Source organism: Streptomyces decoyicus (assembly GCF_019880305.1).
Classification (GTDB): domain Bacteria; phylum Actinomycetota; class Actinomycetes; order Streptomycetales; family Streptomycetaceae; genus Streptomyces; species Streptomyces decoyicus.
In genome coordinates, this window is sequence record NZ_CP082301.1 from 440,666 (window position 1) to 459,231 (window position 18,566).

Sequence of the window (18,566 nt, forward strand, 5' to 3'; positions counted from 1 at the left end):
CGTAGCCCCCTCCCACGCCGGTGCGTACCGTGCTCCGTCAGGCCGCGCTGCCCGCCTTCCAGTCGGACCAGGACAGGTTCCAGCCGTTGAGGCCGTTGTCCGGCTTGACGGTCTTCTCGTCGGAGTTCTTGATGATGACGACGTCGCCGATCAGCGACTCGTTGAAGAACCACTTGCCCGGGGTGTCGCCCCCGCCGCCCTGGTGGTCGCGCAGACCGACGCAGCCATGGCTCGTGCCGCGGTTGCCGTACACGGACGCGTCGGCCCAGTAGTTGCCGTGGAGGAAGGTCCCGGACTTGGAGAGGCGCATGGCATGCGGCACATCAGCTATGTCGTACGTTTTCCCCTTCTCGCCGAAGCCGACCGTGGAACCGTCCATCCGGGTCTGCTCCAACTTCTCCGAGATCACCATCTGGCCGTTGTAGGTGGGGTTCTCGGGGCTGCCGCCGGAGATCGGGACGTCCTTGAGGGTCTTGCCGTCCCGCTTGACCGTCATGTGCTGGGTGTTCATGTCGACCGTGGAGACCTGCGAGCGCCCGATGGTGAAGGAGACCGTCTTGGACTGCACGCCGGTGATGCCCTGGCCGCCCTTCACCCCCTCCAGGTCGATCTTCATGGTGACCTTGGAGCCGGCCTTCCAGTAGTCCTCGGGACGGAAGTCCAGACGCTGGGTGCCGAACCAGTGGCCGACGACCTTCTGGCCGCTGCTGGAGGTCACCGTGATGTGGGACTGGACGTCCTTCTTGTTGGTGATCGCCTTGTCGAAGTTGAAGGACACCGGCATGCCGACGCCGACGGTCTTGCCGTTGTCGGGGGTGTAGCTGCCGATGAAGCTGCCGGCCGAGGACACCGTCGTGAAGGAGGAGTTCTCGGTGACGGCCCGGCCCTTGGCGTCCTTGCCCTTCGCCACGATCTTGTACTTGGTGCCGCGCTCCAGCTGGACGCCGGGCTTCCAGGACGTGCCGTCGGACGATATGGCACCGGCCACGTCCTTGCCCGAGTCGGCCTCGGTGAGCTTCACCTCGGTCAGCTTGCCGCCGGTGACCTTCACACCGGTGTCGTTGATGCTGGCGTTGGTGGCGCCGTCCTTCGAGGAGACCGTGATCTTGGCGTCCGGTCCGTGGGCACCCGGCCGGCCGTTCTTGCCGTCGTCGTTCCCGCCGGCCGAGGAACCGCCACAGCCGGACAGCGCCAGCGCGCCCGCCGCGAGCAGCGCGGCGACAACCGGCGTGCGGCGCGTCCGACGGGTGCGACGCAGGGCGCCGGGCACCTGCTGCTCGGCCGCAGGACGCAGTGGGAGCGGGGGGCGGGACCGATCGGGCGCGGGGGTGTGCGGCGATATCACGAGCTGCTCCAGACAGGGACGTGGTGTCATTTCATGTGCATACCTAGCCCGCTGCGGAGTCGTTCACGGATGTGGTCCTCTCACGACCCATCTCTTCGCCACCGCAGGGCGGCTCTCGGCAATTTCACCTCGCAGATCTAAGAGGCGATCTCAGAAATCTTCTTTACGCTCGTTCCCTACCGGCTCGGCCTCACACGGGAACTCCTGGCCCTATCTGCCCCCGCCCCACTCACCCGCCTGCCCCTGACCGCACTGCCCACCGCGCTTGGCTATACCGACGTTCGACCGCGCACCACCGGATCACAGGTACGGAACAAGAAGGAGGAACAGTGCGCAGGAAGTTGGCCCGGGGAGTTACGGCGGGCGCCGCAGCAGTGGTGATGGCCGCCGCCGTGCAACCGGTCTCGGCCTCCGCCGGGACGAGCAGCAATGCTTCGGCACCCGGTGGACGCAGTAACGCCGAGGCGATATCGCCGGCGCGGGAGGATGCCGGTCAGCGCGTCGAAGGCACCTCGGCGTCGGATGCCATGACAGCGCCGAAGGGCACCACGAGTGCCACGAAGGCCGCACGGTCTGCTGAGGCCCGCATCGGTACCGGCAACGGCGTGTACGTCGGCAAGGTCAAAATCACCACCCGGCTGCGCAACGGCAGGTACGAGCTCACCGACCCCACCCGCGGCGGCCTGACGACCGTCGACTTCGGCAACCGCGACAACCGGGAGGAATCGGCGGGCAAGCGGTTCACCGACCGCGACAACGTGTGGGGCAACGGCACCGTGAGCAGCCGCCAGTCGGCCGCCGTCGACGCCTACTTCGCTGCCGGAAAGACCTGGGATTACTACCAGAACACCTTTGGCCGCAAGGGCATGCGGGGCAACGGCCAGGGCCCCTCGACGATCGTCCACTACGGCAAGGGCCGCACTGAGGCCGAATACGACTACGGCCTCTGGTTCGGCGACGGCAAGGACGACAAGCGCCCGATGACCGAACTCGACATCGTGGCTCACGAGTTCACTCACGGCGTCGTCGAGTCGACCGTCGGGTTTGCCAGGACGGGCGACGAATTCCGCGGTCTGAACGAGGCCACCTGCGACATCTTCGGCACGATGGTGGAGTTCCACGCCAACCTCGCCGCCGACACCCCTGACTACCTCATCGGCGAGAAGGTCAATTCTCATGGTGACGGCAAGCCGATGCGCTACATGGACAGGCCTTCCAAGGACGGCAAGTCCCCGGACTACTGGAAGCCCGGCAGCGGTCGTCTCGACAGTGCCCACCACGCGGCAGGGGTGGCCAATCACTTCTTCTATCTGCTGGCCGAGGGCAGCGGCAAGAAGGTCATCAACGGCGTGGCCTACGACAGCCCCACCTACGACGGCTCGAAGGTCACCGGTATCGGCCGCGAGAAAGCCGCAAAGATCTGGTACAAGGCCCTGACCACCCGGTTCACCTCGACCACCGACTACAAGAACGCCCGGGCCGGCACGCTGAAGACCACCGCCGCCCTCTACGGCAACGCCGGCCCCGAGTACAAGGCCGTCCAGAAAGCCTGGACCGCGGTCAACGTGAAGTAGCCCGCCTCCCGCAGCACGCACCGCCCTGGCCGTCCCCATACCGTTCGGGGAGTACGGCCAGGCGCTGCCCGCACCGAGCTGCCGGCGCGGGGTCAGCGTCGCGAGGCGGCGGGTCGGCCCCCAGGCGACCGAGTGCGAAGGCGTCGGCGGGCCCGGCCGTGACTCCCCTTTCCCGCTCGCCGATGCCGTCATCCGCTCTTGGATCCGGCTCTTCGCGAACAGCTCAGCAGGCGCTCAGCCGTCGTTGTTCCACGCGCCGGACCACACCTCGCGCCCGCACTTGAGGTCGAGGGGCACTCCGTCAACCAGTCCTCCCACACATGCAGGCCCGGGTCCGTCAGCTTCCCCGCGGCCGGCCGCCGGGGTCAGTGGGCCCGGCACCGGGTCGTGGCGGATATGGTCCGTCGACATGCCGGTTGCGGGCACCCGCAGCCCCAGGATCCGGCTCGCGCCCGTGCCGCACGCCACCGCCACCGTCAGCTGGTCCGTGGACGAGGGCACCGGCAGCAGGACCGCCGCGCAGTCCGCGCCGGCGACCTCCTGCGCGCGCTGTGCGATCAGCTGTAGCACTTCGTCGGCTTCGGTACCGGACAGCAGGCTGCGGGTGATCTCGCCCAGCGCCTCCAACCACCGTTCGCGGCGGCGGCTCTCGTGGTACATGCGGGCGTTGTCGATCGCCACTCCCGCCGCGATGGACAACGTGGTCAACACAGCCTCGTCGTCCGCGTCGAACGAGCCGCCGCCGCGCTTCTCGGTGAGGTAGAGGTTGCCGAACACCTCGTCGCGGACCCGTACCGGCACCCCGAGGAAGGTCCGCATCGGAGGATGGTTGGCCGGAAAGCCGAAGCTGTGCGGATGCTTGGTCAGGTCGGTGAGCCGCAGCGGCTCCGGGTTGCGGATCAACTCCCCGAGAATGCCGCGACCGCACGGCGTCCGGCCGATCAGCCCGATGAGCTCGTCGGACATCCCGACGGGCAGGAACTGCGACAGCTGCCCCTCCCCGACCACGCCGAGCGCCCCGTACTCCGCGTCGGTGAGGGTGACCGCGGCCTCCACGATGCCCTTGAGCACCTGCGGGAGTTCAAGCCCCCGCCCCAGGCTCATCACGGCGTCGAGCAGGCCGCGCACCCGGTCCGGCTCGTGGAGCTGCGGCCCGTGCGGACCGCTCACGGCCGGTGCGTACTGCTGCGACTCGGACATGACCGCGCTGCTCCAAAGATCCCGTACGTCTGCTCGGCAGCCTACGCGATCAGCGCGGCAGCACCGGCGGGCACCGGTGCCGGCCGGCCATCGGAAGGGCGCTGCGGCGGGGGCCGGCTGTCCCCCCGCCGAGGGCCGGTCGCCGGGGCGGAGAAGGGCTGTTCGGCCCTGGGGCCGCGGTACCGTCCTGGCGGACGAACCACCGACCACCGGCAGACCGGCACGCTCTGCCTGGTCTCGACGTTCGCCTTCTTCCTCATCGGCGGACCGACGGTCCTGCGGATGCGCCAGGTCGTCAGGTGGTCAGAGCGTCAGAGCGTCGTCCGAGCGTCAGAGCGTCGTCAGAACGTCAGGTCACGGTCGGCATAGGCGTGCATCGGCTCGCCCTTGCCTGGCTCCGGCCGCAGGCCGTAGTCGCGGAGGCCGAGCCGCTCGGCAACCGCTCGGGAGCCGGTGTTGTGCGCGTGGATCCAGGCGACCACGGGCAGCTCTGGGCTGTGCTGCCCCGCGATGCGGATGGCGGCGCGCGAGATCTCGGTGGCGTATCCGTAGCCCCAAGAGTCATGAGCCAGTCGGTAGTAGAGGTTCCAGAAGCCCGGGTTCTGGCGCTGGGCGCCGCCGAGGCTGACCGGCCCTTTCAAGGTGACCCGGCTACCCGACCACAGCCCCCCAGCATCTCGGCGCCGGTACCGGCCCTTGCGGGATCTCTCTGACCTGCGCTTACGTCACCGGGCCCATGGCATCTTCCTCGGAGCTTCGCAGGTGCGAGATTGGCCTGCCGTCGTGGGACATGGTCGGCATCCAGGCGATCGGACGCGGGACGACCACCGCGCAGGGAGCGCGGCTGGGGGGACACGTCGGACATGACGCTCCGTGCTTAGCACGTCACCGAAGCAGTCGGGCGAGCAGCACCACAGCACCAGGCCGAACTGTTACTTCGTGTTAGCCTCAAATGCTTTGACTGCTGTGACGACTGTGACGGCTGGCGCCTTCGTCCGTGCCGTTCCCCTTGTTCGTCGGCTGCTCATTCCTGCCGGGCCTTCCTCGGTACGTTCCCCATGCGGAAGGCTCTTCATGAACCACCCGGACCGCCTCGGCACCTCGCACGGCAACCTCGCCCGGCCAGTGCCCCCCACCCCCACGGGGTCCCCGGTCGCCTCCTTCGCCGACCTGGACCTGCCGCCCGAGGTGCTGCGAACGCTCACCGAGCTCGGTGTGCACGAGCCCTTCCCGATCCAGGCAGCCACGCTGCCCAACGCCCTCGCCGGACGCGACGTCCTGGGGCGCGGGCGTACGGGATCGGGCAAGACGCTCGCCTTCGGGCTGCCGCTACTCGCACGGACGGCCGGGCGGCGCGCGGAGCCGAAGCAGCCTCTCGCCCTGATCCTGGCGCCTACCCGGGAGCTGGCCCAACAGGTGTCCGAGGCGCTCACGCCGTATGCCGAGGCGCTCCGGCTGCGGATGGCCACGGTCGTCGGCGGCATGTCGATCGGCCGGCAGGTCGCCGCGCTGCGCGACGGGGCCGAGGTCGTCGTCGCCACCCCTGGCCGCCTGCACGATCTCATCGAGCGCAAGGCCTGCCGCCTGGGACGGGTACGGATCACCGTGCTCGACGAGGCCGATCAGATGTGCGACCTGGGCTTCCTGCCGCAAGTCACCGAGGTCCTCGACCAGGTGCACCGCGACGGCCAGCGGATGCTGTTCTCGGCCACCCTGGACCAGGACGTCGATCACCTGGTCCGCCGCTACCTCCACGACCCCGTCGTCCACTCGGTCGACCCGTCCGCGGGCGCGGTCACGACGATGGACCACCATGTGCTGGTCGTCCACGGCCCCGACCGGTACGCCGTCACGACGGAGATCGCCGCCCGCGACGGCCGGGTACTGCTGTTCCTGGACACCAAGCACGCCGTCGACCAGCTCACCCGGCATCTGCGGGCCAGCGGAGTGCACGCCGCGGCCCTGCACAGCGGCAAGTCCCAGCCGCAGCGCACCCGGACCCTTGCACAGTTCAAGAACGGCCAGATCACCGTCCTGGTGGCGACCAATGTCGCGGCCCGTGGTCTGCACATCGACGACCTCGATCTCGTGGTGAACGTCGACCCGCCCACCGACCCCAAGGACTATTTGCACCGCGCGGGCCGCACTGCCCGGGCCGGTGAGTCCGGCAGCGTCATCACGCTGGTGCTGTCGAGCCAGCGCCGCGAGATGAGCCGGCTGACAGCCGGGGCCGGCATCGAGCCGACGATCACCAAGGTGCGCTCGGGTGAGGCGGAGCTGAGCCGGATCACCGGGGCCAAGGCTCCCTCCGGCACCCCCCTCGACGGTGCGCCCGCCACGCCCCGGGCCAAGAACGCCAACACCCCCTTCCGCGGCCTGGGCACCAGCAAGGACACCTCCCGCGGCACCGGCGGCAAGTCCCGCAAGGCCAGCGAGGCCCGCAAGCTCGCCGAGGCCCGCAAGGCGGCCCGGGTGCGCCGCGGCAACTGAGAGCCGCTGCCACTGATAAGCCGCATGTGTGGCATCCACTTGCCGGGCGAGCCTGCGGTGTGCGTGAGGGCGGTTGTGAGCTCGTCGACCTCGGTCGGGCCGATGTCGCGGCGACTGTAGGAGCGCCCAGTGTGGATACGTAGTGGAGGGGACAGGTCGGTGGGTGAGGCGGTCCGCCCGTTCCGTCAACGGCGAGGACGTGCGCCGGGTCGTCCCTCTGGCCCTTCCAGGCCCTGAGGGATGCAGATCCCCAGGCCTGGGAAGCCAAGCGGGAACGCTCGACTGGACGTGTTGGGAGACGCTCCAGCATCTGGCCGATGACCTGTTCGCCTACGCCGCGAGGTTCGGACTCGCGAAGCCGCCGATGGCCACGGCCACGACTCACCGAGTGGCGCTGGTACGGCACGCAGGGCACGTGAGTTCCGGGCACGTGACTTGCCCGCACCAAGAGCCGCACCGCTCCCGGCGGAGTCGGGCCGCGAGGGACCAAAACGTCGCGGAAACTCACTCGGCGCACTCGGGGAACGACGCTTCGGCATGCGGTCTGCCGGGAGACCGTTCGCTCGACGACCCCGCGGTGCCGGCCCAGTAGTGGTGGTGGACTCGATGCCCGTGCGGACAGTGCGGCCCACACAGCCGCCTGCAGCAACGAGCCCCTGGCCATTACCCCTGACGTAATGGACCGCACTCCCCCGCTGCGGCAGCGTGGTGCACATCAACCAGAACCCCGACGAGGGTCCCGGCACCGCAGGCCCGAGGAGCGCATCATGCCCGTCAAGTCGCCCGGCACCACCGCGAGTTCTGTCGTGGACACCACTCGCCACGTCGTCCAGGAGTTCCTCGCCGCCCGGATGGCCGGGGACGTCGAGCGGCTTGTCGCGCTCTTCGCGGACGACGTCGACTGGCTGCTCGCCGAGAACCCCGCTGTCCCGTGGATCCGGCCGCGCTCCACCGGCGCCGAATGCGCCGCCCAGGTCACGGAGTTGGCCGAGCACACGGTGGCCGAGGACGCGCGGGCCTCCGTCGACGCGTTCCTCGTGGACGGCACCGACGCCGTCCTGATGGGGCACCTCTCGGGGACCGTGCGCGCGACGGGCAAGTCCTTCGAGGGTCCCTTCGCGTTGCGCCTCACCGTCGAGGAGGGCCGGATCACCCGGCACCACCTCTACGAGAACAGCGTGTCGATCGCCGAGGCGTGCACCACTTCCTGAGTCCCCCGACCTCCCCAGTTCCCACCTCACTGCTACCGGCGGGCCCTCGATTCAGGTTCGGTCAGCATCGGGTGAGTGACGCACGGTGGCCCCGCCGAGTCGGGCGGGGCCACGGTCGTCAGTGGTCGACGCCGAGTCGGCACGCCTCCCTGCCGACCGATATGGCCGGGCGCTGGCGCTGCGCTCGCCACGGCACTGGACGGCTTCCTCGACCATGCTCCAGTCGATCTGGCCTTCCGCATCTGCTTCGGCTGGGAGGGCCCGCAGGATCCTTCCTCACATCCCGTCCGCCGACCACCGACGATGCCTTGGTGCACCGTCTTCCACTTCCCCAACGCGCTGGCACGTCTCGCCATGGCATATCGGTTCGCTGCCGGACGAGAATGCTGTTGATCACCGTGGCTGCGCGGCGGCCGGCGGCTTCTCCCATGCGACTAGCTCTTCCAGCGCGGGGAGCGCCTCGTAGAGCAACTGCTGCCGGTAGGAGGCCAATTGGGCGATCTTTTCGGAGAACAGGCCGGTGGTCTCCCTGCGTACGGTGCGCAGCAGCGCCAACCCGTCGTCGCTGAGGCTGATCAGGCTGGCGCGCTGGTCCGCGGGGTCGGGACGGCGCGCGATCCAGCCACAGTTGTCCAGCAGATCCACCATGCGCGAGGTGGTGGACAGGGCGAAATTCATCCGTGCGGCGAGTTCGCCGACCCGCAGCGGACCGTGGGCGGCGAGTGCCGCGAGGGCGGCCGTCCGGCTGGGGGTGAGATCACGGTGCCGGCTCAGGCCGCGGAGCAGCGGCAGCAGTTGCTGGATCACGGCACGCAGCCGCCCGGCCGGCTCCGCCGGTTCGGCCCGGGATGGCGGCGGCTGCTCGGTGACGGGGCCGGGATCGGGGTCTCGGGGAAGCCGTAGCCGTGCCGGGGCAGCCAGATCCCCTGAAGCCAGATGATCAGGAGGAACATCAGGCCGCCGCGGCCGAGCGAGGCGAGCAGCCTGGCGAGGTTGCCCGCGGTGAACACGCGGATGCGGAAGAGCCCGAGCCGGAACATCGGCGCCGCCACCCGTGTCTCGACGACGCAGAAGACGGCCAGCAGTAGCGCCCCGCCCGCCATCGCGGACAGCACGGCGGGGTTGCTCCAGCCCATGGTGTGTCCGCCGTAGGGCTGGATGCCGTAGGTGATCCCGGCCAGCAGGGCGATCAGTCCGGCCACGAACGTGAGGTTGCCCCACTACTCGGGCCGGGCCGGGGTACGGATGCCGGTGTCCCACCCATTGGTAGCCCTCGCCCTGCGCGGCGCGGCCGCGGGCCGGCAGCGGCCCGGTCGCCGGAATCGGCAGCAGTACGTCCCACGGGGCACCCACTCCCACCGGGATAGTTACTTGCTTGACATCAAGCAATCTATCTCGGCCCGGAGTCCGGCCAGGACGGATCCGCGGTAGAGGGAGCTCACGCCTCCGGAGCGACGAGGCTACGAAGCAAGGGAGTGGCGATCCGCACGATGTCCTCCACCTCTGCGTCGGCCAGGTCGGGCATGTGCAGCAGATAGCGCTGGGCGGCGAGACCCATCATGATCGCGCTGAACAGCGCGGCACGCAGTCGCGCGTCGGGGGCATCGATGGTGGCAGCGATGTGATCGGTGACCTCGACGGTGACATGCCGGCGCAGCAGCTCTGCCGCTTCGTCGCTCGTCATGCTGGTCCGCAGGAGCACCGCCATGGGGCCGTCCGGATCCGCGGCCCAGGTGTCCAGCATGCCGCGCAGGCGGTTCTCCACCGTGTGGCCGGGGTCGCTGGTGGTGAGTTCGTCGTGGGGGATCTGCCAGTGGACGGCCTCGCGGAACAGGTCCTGTTTGCTGCCGAAGTACTGGATCACGGAGGACTTGTCGACATCGGCTTCGGTCGCAATGGCGCGGATGGTGGCACGCTCGTAGCCGACTTCGGCGAACTTCCGCCGTGCGGCCGCCAGGATGCGCCGACGTGTGCGCTCGCCTTTGCGCTCCGGAAGGGCTGCTTCCTCGGCCGGGTCCGCTGAATCGGATTTCCGCAGCGCGGCCTGTCCCGGCGCATTCGTCGCTGCATCGGCGCAGGTCAAAGTCGGTCCCCTTTCCGGTGCCGGCCCTGATGCTACAAGCACCTCCGGGCGGCGCCGACACCTTGGAGACGGCAGATCGAAAAGCTCCGGGGGGAGCGGCCGACGCCGGCACATGAGGAAGAGCCGGCGCCGTGGCACGGGAGGGGGCCGGCGCCGTGGCACGGGAAGGGACCGGCGCCGTGGCACGGGGGTGACGGTCCGCACCACCGCTGCGCCCCGGCCGGTGGAGTCGCAACGGCCGGAGCGAGACGGGAACGGTTCGGGGCGGAACCGTCACCGTGGTGATGCGCGGACGAGAGCCGTCCGGCTCAGGCGGCCAGCGCCGCGGCATCCTCCACCAGCCGGTCGAGGTCCGGCAGAGCGTGGGACCGGCGCTGGAATCCTTGGGCGCGGGACCGGTAGGAGCGGTCCTCCAGTACGTTGCGCGCCGCCGCGGCGAGCGAATCGCGGGTGACGTCCTGGACGTCTATCCGGGTCCCGAGGCCCAACTGATGGAGCCGGCCCGCATTGTGGGACTGCTCGGCGAACAACGGCACCGCCACCATGGGGACTCCGGCTGCCAGCGCTTCCCGGGTCCCGTTGAAACCAGCATGCGTGATGAACAGGTCGCTGGACCGGAGCAGCAGTTCCTGCTGGACGAACGACGTCAGATGGACGTTGTCGGGGCGCGGCCCGTCCCACTGCCGCGGGTCGCGGTCCGCCCCCAGTGCCACGACACCGGTGACCGGCAGCTCTCCGAGTGCCTCCACGATGACCTCCAGCAGGGCACGGGCGCCTCCGGGGAGCCGGGGCGCGTTCGACCCGAGGGTGGCGAGGACCAGGGGCCGCTCCGTGGGGAGTTGGGCGATGTCCGGGTCGAGGCCGCCCTGTGCCGTCTGGGTGGGGACCTGGTAGTAGCGGGCGCCGGGCAGTCGGTTGTCCGTGGGGTAGAAGTCCTCCGGAACGACTCCGGCGCGGAAGTCGCGGAACGGGTGCCAGGCGTCGCTGACCGGCGCCAGGCCGAGCTTGCCCCGCCGGCGGTTGAGCTCCTCCGTCACGGCGGGGTGGGCGTAGGGCGCCATCGGCGCGATGTCCAGAGCGCCGTGCGGAATGCCGAGGCATTCCGCCGCCAGATAGCCGCCGTACTCGGTCGACTCGTGGAGGATCAGGTCCGGCTGCCAGCTCTTCGCCACTTCCAGGAGGTCGGGAGTGCTGGCCTCGGCAAGGTGCCCGACGAAGGCCGCGGCGAAGAATTCCGGCGCCAGCTCGACGGTCACGGAGCCGACCTTCGCCATCTCCGGAGGGGGCCGGAGCGCACCGCCCTGGAGTGCTTCCCCCATCGACTGCATATGGGGCAACGTCAACGCGGTGAGTCCGCGCTTCTCGATGTGCTGGACAACGCCGGCTCCCGTGGCGATGGCCACCTCATGACCTGCCGCTTGAGCTCTCTCCGCCACGGGCAGCACCAGGGGCGCGAGGTGCGAATAGATGGCCTGTGCGGTGATGAGGATGCGCATGGTGCTCGCTCTCCACGATGCGGTGCGGGCGCCAACGTGTGGGCCTCGCCCCGGACTTCACGGTCGACTTCTCGAAAACTAAACGCTTGTTGAGAATCTATCACTCGCCCTTCGCGCCCCCTGAAGGACCCCGCAACCCGCACTCGCGCCGGCGAGCTTACGAGCCCACGCTCACTGGCCTGCCGCCGGGCAAAGGAGGCAGCGGGCCATGGGTAGGGCCGGCCCCAAGGCCGATTCGGGGGACAGCCCTGGTGACCTCGGACCCGAAGAACGCTGAGATCTCCTCATCACTCATTTCCCGAGGAGATACCTGATGCGTTCAGCAAAGCCGCGGCCCCTGAAGAGGACGGGACGACGAGGCATGTTCGCCGCCACCGCGGCGGTGCTCGCCGCGCTCGCTGTCTCGACGGCTGTCGCACACGGGGACGCGCGGCAGCAACTCCGCGACGGCGAGGGGCCGGTGTGGACCGGGGCGTGGGGCACGGCCATGCAGCGGCCTGTCGAGGGCAGCGAGGACTGGGGGCCCAACTGGTCACGGCAGGGATTCGCCGACCAGTCCGTACGCCAAGTGGTCCGCGTCGCAACCGGCGGCTCCGCGTTGAGAATCAGGCTGTCCAACTCGTACGGCACCACTCCGCTGCGGATCACTGCCGCGACCGTCGGCCGGTCCGCCGGCGACGCCCAGGTCTGGCCGGGCACCGTACGCAAGGTGACGTTCGGCGGCGGCCAGGGCGTCACCATTCCCCCTGGACGAGAGCTCGTGAGCGACGCCGAGGGCCTGAGTACCTCCCCGCTGGAGAAGCTGACCGTCACCCTGTACTTCGCCGGCCGCACGGGTCCGGCCACCTTCCACCGGTTCACCACGGCCACCTCGTACCGTGCCTCCGGACGCCGACTGTCCGATCCGGCGGGCGACCTGTTCAAGGAGTCCACGAACGCGTGGTACTTCCTGAGTGGTGTGGAGGTGTCCGGCGCCGCCTCCCCGCGGCGCGGCACCGTGGTCGCCTTTGGCGACTCGCTCATCGACGGGACAGGTGCCACACCCGGCGCCGACAACCGCTTCACGGACAAGCTCGCCGAACGCCTCGCGGCCGACCGCCGACCGCTGGACGTGGTCAACGCCGGTATCGGCGGAAACCGGATCCTCCACGACTCGCCCTGCTACGGGGACAAGGCCACCGACCGCTTCCGGCGCGACGTGCTCGACCGCCCCGGTGTGCGCACGGTGATCATCCACCTGGGCGCCAATGACATCGGCGCCCCGGAGATGGCCGACCCCTGTATGGGCTCCGCACCCCGCGTGACCGCACGCCGGATCATCGACGCCCACAAACAGCTGATCCGCGCCGCCCACGCCCGCGGTGTCAAGGCCGTCGGTGCGACCATCCTGCCCATGAAGGGCGCCCTCTTCCCCGTCTACAGCGAGCAGGGCGAGAAGGTCCGTGCCGCCGTCAACCAATGGATCCGCACCGGCCGTGCTTACGACGCGGTCCTCGACGTCGACCGGGCCCTGGCCGACCCCGCCGATCCCACCCTGCCGCGCCCCGGCTACGTCTTCAAAGACGGCCTCCACCCCAACGAGGCCGGCTTCCACGCCATCGCCGCAGCCGTGGACCTCGACACCCTCTGACACCCACACCGGCAAAGCCATGACCATACGACACAGCGAATCGACGCGGCGGGCCCATGGCGGCGATCGAAACCGCCTGCATCGCTAGTGACGGGACGCGGCTGCCAGGCAAAACCTGCCTAACCCAAACGGTCGGCCCAGTCTTTCGGGACTCGTCCCGCGGGGCCGGGGGTGGGCTGATCGGCCGGGTGGCTCTCGGGGGGAGCCAGGTGTGGGCCCGCGGCGGACATCTCCGAGGTCTCGTAGTTCCAGAACCAGCTCTCGCCCGGTTCGAAGCTGCGGATCACCGGGTGCCCGGTGGCCCGCACGTGGGCCGTCGCGTGCTTGGCGGGCGAGTCGTCGCAACAGCCGATGTGACCGCACTGTGCGCAGCGTCGCAGGTGGAACCACCAGCCGCCGTCGGCGTCGCACTCGACGCATCCGGCTCCGCTGGGTGGGACCGAAGGGTCGATTCCGTTCGGGGAACTCATGACGGCTCCTGTGGGGGTTGGGGGTCGGCGGGGGCCAGTGGGAGGCGTACCTGGAAGCGGGTGTCGCCGGGGGCGGAGTGGAATCGCAGGTCGCCCTGGTGCTTGTTGACGACGATGCGCCATGAGATGTCCAAGCCCAGGCCTGTGCCCTCACCCACCGGTTTGGTGGTGAAGAACGGGTCGAAGACGCGGTCGCGGATCTCTTCGGGGACTCCGGGGCCGGTGTCGCGGAACTCGACGAGAAGATGGTCTCCGTCGCGCGCGGTGCGTACGGTCAACGTGCCGTCGGCGCCCGTACTGTTCATCGCCGAGACGGCGTTGTCGATCAGATTCGTCCATACCTGGTTGAGCTCGCTGGGATAGGCCGGGATCTTCGGCAGGGTGCGGTCGTAGTCCTTGACGACGGTGATGTCGGGCCCGATCTTCGCGGAGACCATCAGCAGGGTGCTGTCCAGCAGTTCGTGCACGTCGGCGACCTGGTGGGGTGCTCGATCGAGTTGCGAGTACTGCTTGGCCGCGGTGACGAGGGCCGAGACACGGTTGGTCGACTCCTCGATCTCGTTCATCAACAGTTCGGTTTCGACGGTGTAGTTGAGCCACCGCACGGCACCTTCGAGGGTGTCCGCGTCGACGGTTGCGGCGATCTGGTCCAGCCAGTCGGTGTCGAGGCCGGCCTGCACGAAGGTCGGCGCGAGCTGCCATCCGTCCCCGATGCCGTGGTCGTCCAGCCAGTCGGAGAGGGTGTCCTCCCGGTCCGAGGCTTCCAGCGGGCTCAGGGTGGTGGCCTTGGCGACGCGCTCGGCCGTGCGTTCCTGGACGTCGATGAGTGTCTCCAGGCTGCCGCGCCGGTACGGGCGTGCCGCGATGATGCCGAGCTTGTGGCGCATGCCGGCAACCCGCTCGCGGAGCGCGGAGGTGGCTCGTACGGCCGCGGTGGCGGGGTTGTTGAGCTCATGGGTCAGCCCTGCGGACAGCGACCCGAGAGCCAGCAGCCGTTCTCGCTGGCCGACGGCCTCCTGGGCGCTCTTGGTGCCGAAGAAGAGGCCCTCCAGCAGGTGCACGGCCATGGGAAACCACTCACGCATGATCGCGGCGAAGGTCTCCGCCGGCAGTACGAAGAAGCGTGCGGGCTCGATGACACGCAGGGAGCTGTTGTACACCTGCCGCAGGCGGTCACCCAGGTAGGCCTGGAAGGCTCCCGCGTACACCCCGCGGCTGGAGCTCCGGTTGATCTCCACGTCGTAGTCCCCGATCCGGCGCGAGAGAACGATGGTCCCTTCGAGCAGCACGTAGAAGCACGTGGCGGCGTCGCCCTCCCCGTACACGGGCCCGGGTTCGTACTCCTCCACACGGCCTTCGCGGCAGAGCAGGGCGATCTGGTCGGGGGCCAGCTTCTCGAACAGGAACAGCGAGCCGAGTTCCTCCTGGCTGCACGGCACCGGCCGGCCGTTCATGACTGCTCCAGATATCGGTGGGCGAGCATGACCGCCATGGCTCCTTCTCCCACTGCGGAAGCGACACGCTTGGCGGATTCGGCGCGGGCGTCTCCGGCCACGAACACGCCCGGGACGTTGGTCTCAAGGTGGTAGGGCGGCCGGTCCAACTCCCAGTCGGCCGGCGGGCGCCCGTCCGCGGTCAGGTCGGGGCCGGTCAGGATGAACCCGCGGGAATCCCGGAGCACCGTGCCCTCCAGCCAGTCGGTCAGCGGGGCCGCGCCGATGAAGACGAACATCCACTGGGCGTCGACGAGTTCGGTGTCTCCGGTCGCTGTGTCGCGCAGGGTGATCTGTTCCAGCTGACGCGAGCCGTGGGCGGCGTCGACGACCGTGTTGGTGCGCACAGAGATCGTGGGCGTCTCGTCGACCTGCTGGACGAGGTAGTGCGACATCGAAGCGGCCAAGGACGGCCTGCGGACCAGGACGGTGACCGACTTGGCACTCCGGGCCAGGTATATCGCGGCCTGGCCTGCGGAGTTCGCGCCGCCGACGATGTACACGTCATGGCCTTGGCATGCGGCCGCTTCGGTCAGGGCCGAGCCGTAGAACACTCCGCAGCCGGTCAACTCGGTCACGTGGGGTGCATCCAGCTGCCGGTACGACACGCCGGTCGCGAGAATCACGGCGTGCGCGGCGACGGCGGAACCGTCCGAGAACCGGACGACGCGCGACGCGCCATTGATCTCCAGCCCGCTGACCTCGCGCGCGGTCAGTATCTCGGCACCGAACTTCGCCGCCTGACGTCGGGCCCGGTCGGTGAGCTGTGCCCCGGACACTCCGTCCGGAAAGCCGAGGTAGTTCTCGATGCGCGAGCTCTGGCCCGCCTGGCCACCGGTCGCGGAGCGTTCCACGAGGACGGTCCGCAGGCCCTCGGAGGCCCCGTACACCGCCGCGCCCAAACCGGCCGGCCCGCCGCCGATGATGACGAGGTCGTAGAAGTCGGTGGCCGGGGTCGTCGCGAGGCCGACCCGGTCGGCGAGCTCCTGGTCCTCGGGCTCGATGAGGGCCGTGCCGTCCGGAGTGATCACAAGCGGGAGCCGCAGACCGTCCTGGCCCGCCGCGCACAGCAGCCGCCGGCCTTCCGGGTCATCGGACGAGTACCAGCGGTACGGCACCTGGTTGCGGGCCAGGAACTCCCGTACGGCCGACGAACGCGCCGACCAGCGGTGCCCGACGACCTTGGTGACGGCCACCGGCCGGTGATCGGTGGCCCGCCAGGCCTGAAGCAGATCGTCGAGGACGGGGTAGAGCTTCTCCTCGGGCGGCTCCCACGGCTTGAGAAGGTAGTGGTCGAGGTCGACGACGTTGATCGCGTCGATGGCCGCGTTGGTGTCCGCGTACGCGGTCAGCAGCACGCGCCGGGCACCCGGGTAGATGTCGAGAGCCTGCTCGAGGAACTCGATGCCGTTCATCTTCGGCATCCGGTAGTCGGCCACGATCACCGCGACGGGGCCGCCGCGCAGCTTCAGCTCGCGCAGGGCATCCAGGGCGGACTCGCCGGACTCCGCGCGTACGATCCGGTACGCAGCGCCGTAACGTCGCCGCAGGTCACGGGCGACGGCACGCGACACGCCCGGGTCGTCGTCCACGGTCATGATGACGGTCCGCGCCGGACCGGCGGCCTGATCCATAGGCATCCCGTCCCCGAGTCGATCATCCTTCCGCACCGACTTCGTGTGCCTGTCTGGCTCGCCAGTGCGCCAGCAGTGCCCATTTTATGTGTGAATATCAAGCTTTGCTACGCAAGATCAGGAGCATGACGGGGGCGGTCAGTCCTCGACCTCTCACCGGCCGGCCTCGGCACGGGCCGGCCCCTCCGGGCCGGTCGCGGATCCGGGCTGCTGCCGGACGAGGCAGTCGGACGCCCTGGGGTGGCAGTTGCCGGATGGCAGACGGTAGTTGGCAGACGTCAGTTGGAAGACGGTAGTTGGCAGACGGTACGCGACTTACTCGACACGCTTCGCTGCCCGGGTCGCCCCGCGCCCCGTGATCAGTGCTGGGGGTGGGGCCGGGAGTGGAACATGGGCCGCCGTTTGGGGGCGGCGGTTCCCTGGGTGAGGCGGCCGAGTTCGACGCGCATCTTGATGGCGTGGAAGACCTCGACAGCGCCCACGACGATGGCCATGATGCCCACCACCAAGGCCAGCGCGGCGATGGAGCTGAACGGCGACACGATCAGCACGATGCCGGCCAGAGTGGTGATGATTCCCGAGAAGATCTGCCAGCCGCGCGCCGGGATGTCCTCGGCGGAGGCTGCCGTGGCGGTCACCATGATGCCGCGTAGCAGCCAGCCGAAGCCGATCCACAGCGCGAGCAACAGAATCGATTGCAGGGTGCCGCGGAAGCAGACCAGGCCCAGCAGGATGAACAGCGCGCCCGCGACGAAATGCAACACCCGCAGATGCCGAGGGACGTGCGTGCCGAAGGCAGAGGCCAGCTGAAAGACACCGGTTGCCAGCAGGTAGATGCCGAAGAGCACACCGACGACCCGCAGGGTCTGCGCCGGCCAGGCCAGGACAAGGACGCCCAGGGCGATCGCGGCCAGGCCCATGATGAGCAGGAATTGCCAGGCCATGTTCGCCAGGGCGTTCAGGCCCCCGGCCGGGGCGACATCCCGGGGCTCGGTGCCGTGCGGAGAGCCGGCGCCTGAGGAATCGGAGGGGTATGTCATGCCGTCTGCCTCCTCCAGGAAGAGCACGGTCAGATGGATCCAGTTCCATCGTCACCCGCCTTGCCCCGTCCCGCCCGGCAGGCGCCCCACGATCCCGTCGATGGCCGCGGCGGCCATACGTCCCGCGAGCAGGCAGAAAGTCCGCTCGGGCGCCGGCCGCGCGCCCACGGGTTGCAGCGGGCACCGTGGCGCGATGCCATGGAAGGCGGAGGCCCGCTACGTGGGAAGCATCGCCACGGGCTTCGCCGCCATCGCCGAGGTGTCGATCACCTTCGGCTTCTCTCCGTCCCGGTGAATGGGTACGCCGCCCGCGAGCGGTGTGCGCCTCGGCGGCGTCGGGCTCCTCACCTTGATAGCGCGCCGGGTATCGCGGCCGGCGGAGAGAGGCGGGAGATGGACAACGACGGTATTCCAGCCCCGAGTGAGGGGCTTCTGATGACGCACTTCCTGACGGTGCGTGATGTGGCGCGCTCGCGCCGCTTCTACAGCGAGGTGCTCGGCGGGCAGGTCGTCCTGGACGAGAACCCTTGCATCGTGAAGCTCGCCAACAGCTGGCTCATCATGAATCCGGGTGGCGGCCCGACCCCGGACAAGCCCGACGTGACGCTGGTCCCGCCCAGCGAACCGCACACCGTCTCCAGCTTCATGAACCTGCGGGTCGCCGACATCGAGGCCTGCTACGCCCAATGGAGCGCAAAGGGAGCGGAGTTCCTGACTCCGCCGATCGACCGGCGTGCCGAGGTCCGCTGTACCTGCGTGATCCTGATGGCTACCTGATCGAGGTCGGACAGGCCACCGGAATGCTGGAAGGTATTTTCGCCCGCACCGACACCCATTCCGGGTAGGTCATCCTCCCCAGGCAGATCCCGTGACGCTGCCCGCCAGGCAGATCCGGCGACG

13 protein-coding genes and 3 pseudogenes are annotated in these 18,566 nt (G+C 69.3%); 5 read left to right on the forward strand and 11 right to left on the reverse strand.

Annotation, left to right across the window (positions count from 1 at the left end):
• Positions 1–37 precede the first annotated feature (37 nt).
• Positions 38–1,357, reverse strand: a complete 1,320-nt coding sequence (locus K7C20_RS01975) for a L,D-transpeptidase (protein WP_246655324.1) — start codon at positions 1,355–1,357, stop codon at positions 38–40.
• 515 nt (positions 1,358–1,872) lie between these two features.
• On the opposite strand from K7C20_RS01975, the gene K7C20_RS01980 reads away from it, so the two are divergent.
• Positions 1,873–2,919 carry a M4 family metallopeptidase gene (locus tag K7C20_RS01980; protein WP_078953550.1) on the forward strand — a complete coding sequence of 349 codons (1,047 nt, stop codon included), beginning with the start codon at positions 1,873–1,875 and terminating at the stop codon, positions 2,917–2,919.
• Positions 2,920–3,186: 267 nt separating this feature from the next.
• Here K7C20_RS01980 and K7C20_RS01985 read toward each other — a convergent pair.
• Positions 3,187–4,139, reverse strand: a pseudogene (locus K7C20_RS01985) (GAF domain-containing protein); the annotation flags it as partial.
• Between the two features lie 321 nt (positions 4,140–4,460).
• Positions 4,461–4,760 carry a GNAT family N-acetyltransferase gene (locus K7C20_RS01990; protein ID WP_052414244.1) on the reverse strand — a complete coding sequence of 100 codons (300 nt, stop codon included), beginning with the start codon at positions 4,758–4,760 and terminating at the stop codon, positions 4,461–4,463.
• Positions 4,761–5,193: 433 nt separating this feature from the next.
• Here K7C20_RS01990 and K7C20_RS01995 point away from each other — a divergent pair, with 433 nt between their 5' ends.
• Together K7C20_RS01995 and K7C20_RS02000 are read left to right on the forward strand one after the other, a co-directional pair.
• Positions 5,194–6,609, forward strand: a complete 1,416-nt coding sequence (locus K7C20_RS01995; RefSeq protein WP_030076335.1) for a DEAD/DEAH box helicase — start codon at positions 5,194–5,196, stop codon at positions 6,607–6,609.
• Positions 6,610–7,376: 767 nt separating this feature from the next.
• Complete coding sequence (locus K7C20_RS02000; protein WP_030076333.1) at positions 7,377–7,820, forward strand: nuclear transport factor 2 family protein; 444 nt, start codon at positions 7,377–7,379, stop codon at positions 7,818–7,820.
• Positions 7,821–8,213: 393 nt separating this feature from the next.
• Here K7C20_RS02000 and K7C20_RS02010 read toward each other — a convergent pair whose 3' ends face one another.
• The 4 genes and pseudogenes from K7C20_RS02010 to K7C20_RS02025 form a co-directional block, all read right to left on the reverse strand.
• Positions 8,214–8,627 (reverse strand): MarR family winged helix-turn-helix transcriptional regulator, encoded by a 414-nt coding sequence (locus K7C20_RS02010; protein WP_245171767.1) that lies wholly within the window; start codon positions 8,625–8,627, stop codon positions 8,214–8,216.
• Between the two features lie 71 nt (positions 8,628–8,698).
• Positions 8,699–9,076 (reverse strand): annotated as a pseudogene (locus K7C20_RS02015) (MFS transporter); the annotation flags it as partial.
• Positions 9,077–9,258: 182 nt separating this feature from the next.
• Entirely contained in the window at positions 9,259–9,903 is a 645-nt protein-coding gene (locus K7C20_RS02020; RefSeq protein WP_078953546.1) for a TetR/AcrR family transcriptional regulator, read from the reverse strand.
• A gap of 308 nt (positions 9,904–10,211) precedes the next feature.
• The gene (locus tag K7C20_RS02025; RefSeq protein ID WP_030076327.1) at positions 10,212–11,399 is read right to left on the reverse strand and encodes a glycosyltransferase; all 1,188 of its coding nucleotides are present in this window, start codon (positions 11,397–11,399) and stop codon (positions 10,212–10,214) included.
• A 313-nt stretch (positions 11,400–11,712) separates the two neighbouring features.
• Here K7C20_RS02025 and K7C20_RS02030 point away from each other — a divergent pair, with 313 nt between their 5' ends.
• Positions 11,713–13,029 carry an SGNH/GDSL hydrolase family protein gene (locus K7C20_RS02030; RefSeq protein ID WP_107083512.1) on the forward strand — a complete coding sequence of 439 codons (1,317 nt, stop codon included), beginning with the start codon at positions 11,713–11,715 and terminating at the stop codon, positions 13,027–13,029.
• 119 nt (positions 13,030–13,148) lie between these two features.
• Here the strand turns inward: K7C20_RS02030 and K7C20_RS02035 are convergent, their stop codons facing one another.
• The 4 genes from K7C20_RS02035 to K7C20_RS02050 form a co-directional block, all read right to left on the reverse strand.
• Entirely contained in the window at positions 13,149–13,499 is a 351-nt protein-coding gene (locus tag K7C20_RS02035; RefSeq protein ID WP_030076324.1) for a UBP-type zinc finger domain-containing protein, read from the reverse strand.
• Positions 13,496–14,953 carry an ATP-binding protein gene (locus tag K7C20_RS02040; protein WP_030076322.1) on the reverse strand — a complete coding sequence of 486 codons (1,458 nt, stop codon included), beginning with the start codon at positions 14,951–14,953 and terminating at the stop codon, positions 13,496–13,498. The genes K7C20_RS02035 and K7C20_RS02040 overlap by 4 nt, the downstream gene beginning before the upstream one ends.
• Positions 14,950–16,626, reverse strand: a complete 1,677-nt coding sequence (locus K7C20_RS02045) for an NAD(P)/FAD-dependent oxidoreductase (RefSeq protein ID WP_030076321.1) — start codon at positions 16,624–16,626, stop codon at positions 14,950–14,952. Before K7C20_RS02045 ends, K7C20_RS02040 begins: the two co-directional genes overlap by 4 nt.
• A 359-nt stretch (positions 16,627–16,985) precedes the next feature.
• Positions 16,986–17,666 carry an HdeD family acid-resistance protein gene (locus K7C20_RS02050; protein ID WP_053210244.1) on the reverse strand — a complete coding sequence of 227 codons (681 nt, stop codon included), beginning with the start codon at positions 17,664–17,666 and terminating at the stop codon, positions 16,986–16,988.
• 393 nt (positions 17,667–18,059) lie between these two features.
• On the opposite strand from K7C20_RS02050, the pseudogene K7C20_RS02055 reads away from it, so the two are divergent.
• A pseudogene (locus tag K7C20_RS02055) lies at positions 18,060–18,511 on the forward strand (VOC family protein).
• The last annotated feature ends 55 nt before the right edge of the window (positions 18,512–18,566 follow it).